3 protein-coding genes are annotated in these 5,694 nt (G+C 65.1%); all 3 read right to left on the bottom strand.

The features are described from left to right. Positions 1–145: 145 nt before the first annotated feature. Positions 146–2,689, bottom strand: a complete 2,544-nt coding sequence (locus NZM16_RS03290) for a CpaF family protein (RefSeq protein WP_295450656.1) — start codon at positions 2,687–2,689, stop codon at positions 146–148. A gap of 138 nt (positions 2,690–2,827) precedes the next feature. Further along, complete coding sequence (locus NZM16_RS03285) at positions 2,828–4,258, bottom strand: protein phosphatase 2C domain-containing protein (protein WP_295450659.1); 1,431 nt, start codon at positions 4,256–4,258, stop codon at positions 2,828–2,830. Positions 4,259–4,289: 31 nt separating this feature from the next. Then, positions 4,290–5,579 carry a serine/threonine-protein kinase gene (locus NZM16_RS03280; RefSeq protein WP_295450662.1) on the bottom strand — a complete coding sequence of 430 codons (1,290 nt, stop codon included), beginning with the start codon at positions 5,577–5,579 and terminating at the stop codon, positions 4,290–4,292. Positions 5,580–5,694 lie beyond the last annotated feature (115 nt).

Here is a 5,694-nt window from a genome sequence, read left to right as displayed (position 1 = left end):
GGTTATCGCGAAGGAAAGGCAAGATCCTTCTCATTCTTCAACCCCCTTCTTCAACTCTCGGGCGTCTGGGCTCCAAAACCTGAAAAACCCTTGCTAAGGCTTCAGGAAACAGGGGGATCGAGACAGGCTGCCGCGCGGAGCGTCCTCATTCTGAAAGATCGAGGGACGCTTCTCCGTCCGCCATTCCCTCTCCATCCTCCGGCGCCCGGATCCAACGCTCACCCTCCACCCAGATCCGTGGCCCGGGATCAAATAGATCCGGCGTCCACGAGACCCCATGCTCTTCCATCTGTCGCAGGCTGACCGCCGGTCGATAGCCGGTAGCGGCAAAATAGCCCCGCACCGTCTCGCTGTCCTCTGCCGTCCCCATCGGCTGAAAGGCGTAGATCGGCTCGGTGCGGATCAGATCCCCTTGCACTCCTACCACCTCGTCGATCCGGATCACCTTGCGCGTGCCGTCGATCAGGCGAGCCGTCTGCACCACCAGGTTGAAGGCGCAGATCAGGCGGCGCAGGGCGGCCTCCGGCAAATCCGCCCCCTCCCGCGCCATCCGCAACATCGTCTCCAGGCGGGCAAAAGCGTCCTCTGGGGAGTTGGCATGCAGGGTAGTCATCGAGCCCTGGTGGCCAGTGTTGATCGCCTGGATCATGTCCAGGGCCTCCCCACCCCGGACCTCGCCGACGATAATGCGGTCGGGCCGCATCCGCAGGGCGTTGATTACCAGGTCGCGGATCGTCACCTCCCCCTCCCCGAACTCGTCGGCCGTTCGGGTCTCTAGGCGCACCCAATGGGGCTTGTTCAGCCGCAGCTCCGCCGTGTCCTCAATGGTGATCAGGCGCTCCTCATCGGGGATGTAAGAGGCCAGCAGGTTGAGCAGGGTGGTCTTGCCGCTGCCCGTCCCTCCAATCACCAGGATGTTGAGTCGGGCCTGAACAGCTTTACGCAGGAAGATCGCCATGCGCCGCTCGAAAGCGGCCCGTCGGATCAGGTCCTCGGGCTGGACCAGCTCCTTGCGGAAGCGGCGGATGGTAATGACCGGGCCGTTGAGCGCTAGGGGGGGCAGGACGATGTTCACACGGCTGCCATCAGGCAGCCGGGCGTCCACCAGCGGCCGCTTCTCGTCAATCCGACGCCCGGCGTGGGCGGCCATCATCGCAGCCATCTCCATCAGCTGCAGCTCGTCGCGGATGTTGAGGCGATCGAGGGGAACCGGCTCGAGCTGCCCCCGCCGCTCGATGAACACGGTCTTGGGGCCGTTGATCATGATCTCGCTCACCGACGGATCTTTGAGGATGTCCGCTGGCAACCGGCCCTCCAGGGGATTGACCCGCATCGCCGCCTCCAGACGGTCCACTTCCGCCGGACCCACCCAGCGGCGCATCCGACCTAGGCAGCGCGGCCGCACTCCGGTGGGGGTGAAGTAGCCGTAAGCCCGCCCCAGCTCGTCCACGCCCAGCTGATGGTAGACAAACAAGTCTTTAAGGAGGAGCTGCTCTCCCTTGAGTCCCTGGACCTCGGTGATGGCCACGACCTTACGCTCGCCGCCTGACAGGCGCATCATCTGCACCACCAAGTCGATGGTGGCCAGCTGCTCCCGGATGGCCCGTAGGGAGAGCTGCTGTGCCGCCTCGGCCCACATCACCATCGTCTCCAGCCTCGAGAAAGCCTCCTGGGGGGAGTTGGCGTGAACGGTGGTCATGGAACCCTCGTGGCCGGTGTTCATCGCCTGGAGCATGTCCAGAGCCTCGCCGCCCCGCACCTCCCCCACCACGATGCGGTCTGGTCGCATCCGTAGGGAGAGCCGCACCAGATCCCGGATGGTGATCTCCCCCTTGCCCTCCACGTTTGGGGGGCGGGCCTCGAAACGGACCGCGTGCGGGTGCTGCTCGTAGAAGCGGAGCTCCGCGATGTCCTCGATGGTGATCACCCGTTGATCATGAGGGATGAAGCCGGCCAGGACGTTCAGCAGGGTGGTCTTGCCGGAACCGGTGCCGCCGGAGACCAGGATGTTCAGGCGAGCGCGCACGGCGGCCCGCAGAAAGGCCGCCATCGTCTCCGTAAGAGTCCCGTTGGCGATCAGGTCCTCCATGGTGAAGGCCCGCTCGCGGAAGCGACGGATGCTCAGCACTGGCCCGTCGACGGCGATCGGGGGAATAGCCGCCGCCACCCGACTGCCATCCGCCAGCCGCGCGTCGACGCGCGGGTTGCTTTCGTCCAGCCGCCGGCCCAGCGGGGAGAGGATCCGGTCAATGATGTGCAGGAGATGCTCCCGGCCCTCGAACTCCACCTCCTCGCGGCGCTCGATGCGACCGAACCGCTCCACGAACACCTCTGCGTGGCCTTCCTCGCCGGGCCGCGCCCGCCAGTTGACCATGATCTCGGAGATCGCGGGATCCCGGAGCAGCGGCTCCAGGGGACCCAGGCCAATGGTCTCGTCGACGATCAGGTTGACGATCTCCGTCTGCAAAGAGGGGGAGAGCACCTCGCCCTCCTCCCGGATCATCTGGGCCAGCAGGGCTTCCAGCCGGGCCCGCAGGATAGGACGAGGGAGCCGCAGCAGGGACTCCAGGTCACCCTCTTCCATCAAGCGGCGGCGATAATGATAGGCTAGGGCGCGCAGGGAGGCTCGCTCCCCCGCGTGCTGCCCGTCACCGCGCTGCACGGCTTCTAAGCGCTCCCAGATCGCCATTGCGGCCTCCTCTTCCCGTTCCTCACGTTATGGAAGAAATAGAAAATGGATAAGATGGTCTAACCTGGAGGATCTGGCCAGAGCACCAGGAACAACGTAGGCGCTCAGGTCTCCTTCGCTTTGACCTCCTCCGTTCTACTATGGCGTGGGCGTGTCTGTGGGTGGTGCCGGCGTGTCCGTAGGTGGCACTGGCGTGTCTGTGGGCGGCGCTGGCGTGTCTGTAGGTGGCACTGGCGTGTGCGTAGGTGAAGGCGGCACTGGCGTGGATGTAGGCACCGGCGTCGATGTAGACGCCGGCGTGGACGTCCGCGGCGCCGGTGTGGAGGTCGCGGGCGAGGCCCCTCCTCCACCGCCCCCTGCGCCTGGGGCTGGCATCGACGTGGCGGTTGGCGTTGGGGTCTCGGTGTATGCAACTGCCCCAGCTGCTGGCTTGGCAGTGGGCCTTAGGCCAGGGACGATCGCTGTGGGGGTCCGGGTAGGAAGGGGAGTAGCCGTGAGCTCGCCAGCCCCCAACTCAACCGGCACCTCGCCGGATCCACCGCCGATCAAGACGATCGGCGTGGAGGGGCCCGCGGTGCCTGCAGGGCCCTCGGAGGACAAACGATCTCCCCGCAGGAGCGCCCAGGCCAGAAGCGACCCGAAGACAAGGGCTAGGATTCCGATGCCAATTAGAACAGCGATGGGCGGCAGCCGCCAGGGGATCAGCGGTGCGGCGATCTTTCGGCCCGGCATTTCGATCAGCGCCACGGAGATGTTATCAGGACCGCCGGCTGCGTTCGCCGCCCGAATCAGCTCCCCAACGGCCTTTTGCCCGGGATGGCTGCGCACGATCTGCAGGATCTGCTCATCCGTGACCACATCGTGCAGACCGTCCGTGCAGAGCAGCACCACATCCCCAGCCTGCAAGGGGATGGGCTGGTGATTGGGATCGGGCTTTCCCTCTCCCTTGACCGGCGCTACTCGGGTGTCCACCTCCACCCTCGGGACAATCCCCAGGTAGCGCTTCAGAACATTACGGTTCGGATGAGTGCGGGCCTCCTCAGGTGTGAGGCGCCCGGCTTCGATGGCCTCCTGAGCCCACGTGTGATCCACCGTGAGCTGGATGATGCGGTCACCTCGGATCAGATACGCCCGGGAGTCCCCTACATGCGCCAGATACAGCTGGTTGTCCTCCACCACCGCCATCGTCAGGGTGGTGCCCATCCCCCTCCACAGCTCTTTCTTCTGGCTTTCCGAAAAGATCGCCTGGTTGGCTTCCTCAACTGCCTGGATCAGGGCGGGCAGGATGGGGCCGTCCGGGGATCGGCGCAGCGCCTCCACCACGTGCTGGATGGCCTTATGGCTGGCGATCTCTCCGGAGGCTTGTCCGCCGATTCCATCTGCCACAATCGCCCCATAACGGCGCCAGTTCCCTGGACCTGGAAGCTCGAAGACCTTTACAGCGTCTTCATTGTTCCTGCCGCTAAGGCCCGCGTGGGTGTCGCAGAACAGAAGGGGTCTGGAGGCATCTGACTGCGCCGCGCTATCCTGAGAGCGACCAGGTCTAGAAATAAAGGCCTTCTGAGACATTTCGGCAACCTCCTTCTTTCCATCCATTCCGTTACGGCCCGCTGGCCGGATTGGGAAGAGGAGTTGGCGGCGGGAGCGTGGGAGTCGGCGTGCGGGTGGGCAGCGGCGTGGCCGTGGGCTCGACCATCGCCATTGGGGTCGGGGTCGGCTCCGCACCGCCGACGATCACCAGCGGCGTAGGGGTTGCAAACGCCGCTGGAGCTGTCGCCGTCACGGCCGGCCGCAGATCCACGCTCTCCCCTCCAAGGCGCCCACCGAACAGATACAGACCCCAGCCCGCGATGGCGAAGGCGAACAGGCCGGCGATCAGGGCGAGCTTCGCAGGCGATCGAGCAGGGCGGCGGGGGACAGCCGTCCGCGCCAGGTCGGCGCCCTCGCGGCCTTCAAGCTCTAGGAACCGGCGGTGCCAGGGGATCGCCTCGTTGAGACGCCGCGCCACCCAAGCTGCTGACGGCCGCTTCTCCGGCTCCTTGACCAGCATTTCAAGGATCAGGTCGTCCAGGGGCGCCGGGATGTCCTTGCGGATCAGCGAGGGTCGGGTAGGCAGGGCCTTGCGGATGGCGCTGGTGAGCTCCTCCCTGCTTCTACCCTCAAAGGGCAGCCGGCCGGTCACCATTCGATACAGCACCACCCCCAGGGCGTAGACGTCGGCTGGCCGGGGGTCGCTTCGCGGGGCCTCTCCTTTCTCAGCTTCGATCTGCTCCGGCGCCATATATGTCAACGTCCCCGCCTCCAGCCCCCGGGCCCGCTGCCGCTGGGCCAGTCCGAAGTCCACTAGCACCGCCTCGACGCCCTCCTGGACCGGCCGCCGGAACAGGATGTTATGAGGCTTGATGTCCCGGTGGGCGATGCCCCGGCCGTGTAGATACTCCAGGGCCATCGCCACCTGGTAGCCGATTTCCACGGCCACCTCGACTGGCAATACCCGCCGGGCCTTCAGCAATTCCTCCAGGCTGCCACCGCCCAAGTATTCCATTGCGAAATACCAGGGCTGGCCAGGCAGCTCGACCGCCCGCCGGGTATACACCACACGGTTGCTTCCAACCGGCAACTGGCCCTTTCCCTCCGGATCCTCCATCCGAATCGGATACAGGCGGACGATATGCGGGTGATGCAGTTCCCGTAGGATCTCTGCCTCAGCCTGGAGAGCTTCCTCGTAGAAGGCTCGCTCCTCCTGCCGCATCTTCTCCGAGAAGCGGCTCACCTTCACCACCACCTGAACCCCCCGCTGCACATCATGCGCCAAGTAGAGGGTTCCCATTCCCCCTTCGTGTAGGGGTTCCTTAATCTCGAACGGTCCGATTCGTCTGGAAACGCTCATCCGCATGTCCTCCTGACGCTACAGAAAGCTGATCTGCGAAGAGACATGCCGTCGCTTAGTGCTTTGTCCAGTTATAAACTGGGGATTTGAGGAACCGAAGCGAGTCCGGAAGGCG

Origin of the sequence: Thermoflexus sp., assembly GCF_025055495.1 — a bacterium.
Classification (GTDB): Bacteria; Chloroflexota; Anaerolineae; order Thermoflexales; family Thermoflexaceae; genus Thermoflexus.
The sequence above is the reverse complement of the archived record's forward strand: the minus strand, read 5'-3'. Positions and strand labels throughout refer to the sequence as shown.

What these genes read in the sequence shown, in the direction of transcription:
- NZM16_RS03290 (WP_295450656.1), bottom strand. Translation starts at nt 2,689, where the DNA reads ATGGCGATCTGGGAGCGCTTAGAAGCCGTGCAGCGCGGTGACGGGCAG.
- NZM16_RS03285 (WP_295450659.1), bottom strand. Translation starts at nt 4,258, where the DNA reads ATGTCTCAGAAGGCCTTTATTTCTAGACCTGGTCGCTCTCAGGATAGC.
- NZM16_RS03280 (WP_295450662.1), bottom strand. Translation starts at nt 5,579, where the DNA reads ATGAGCGTTTCCAGACGAATCGGACCGTTCGAGATTAAGGAACCCCTA.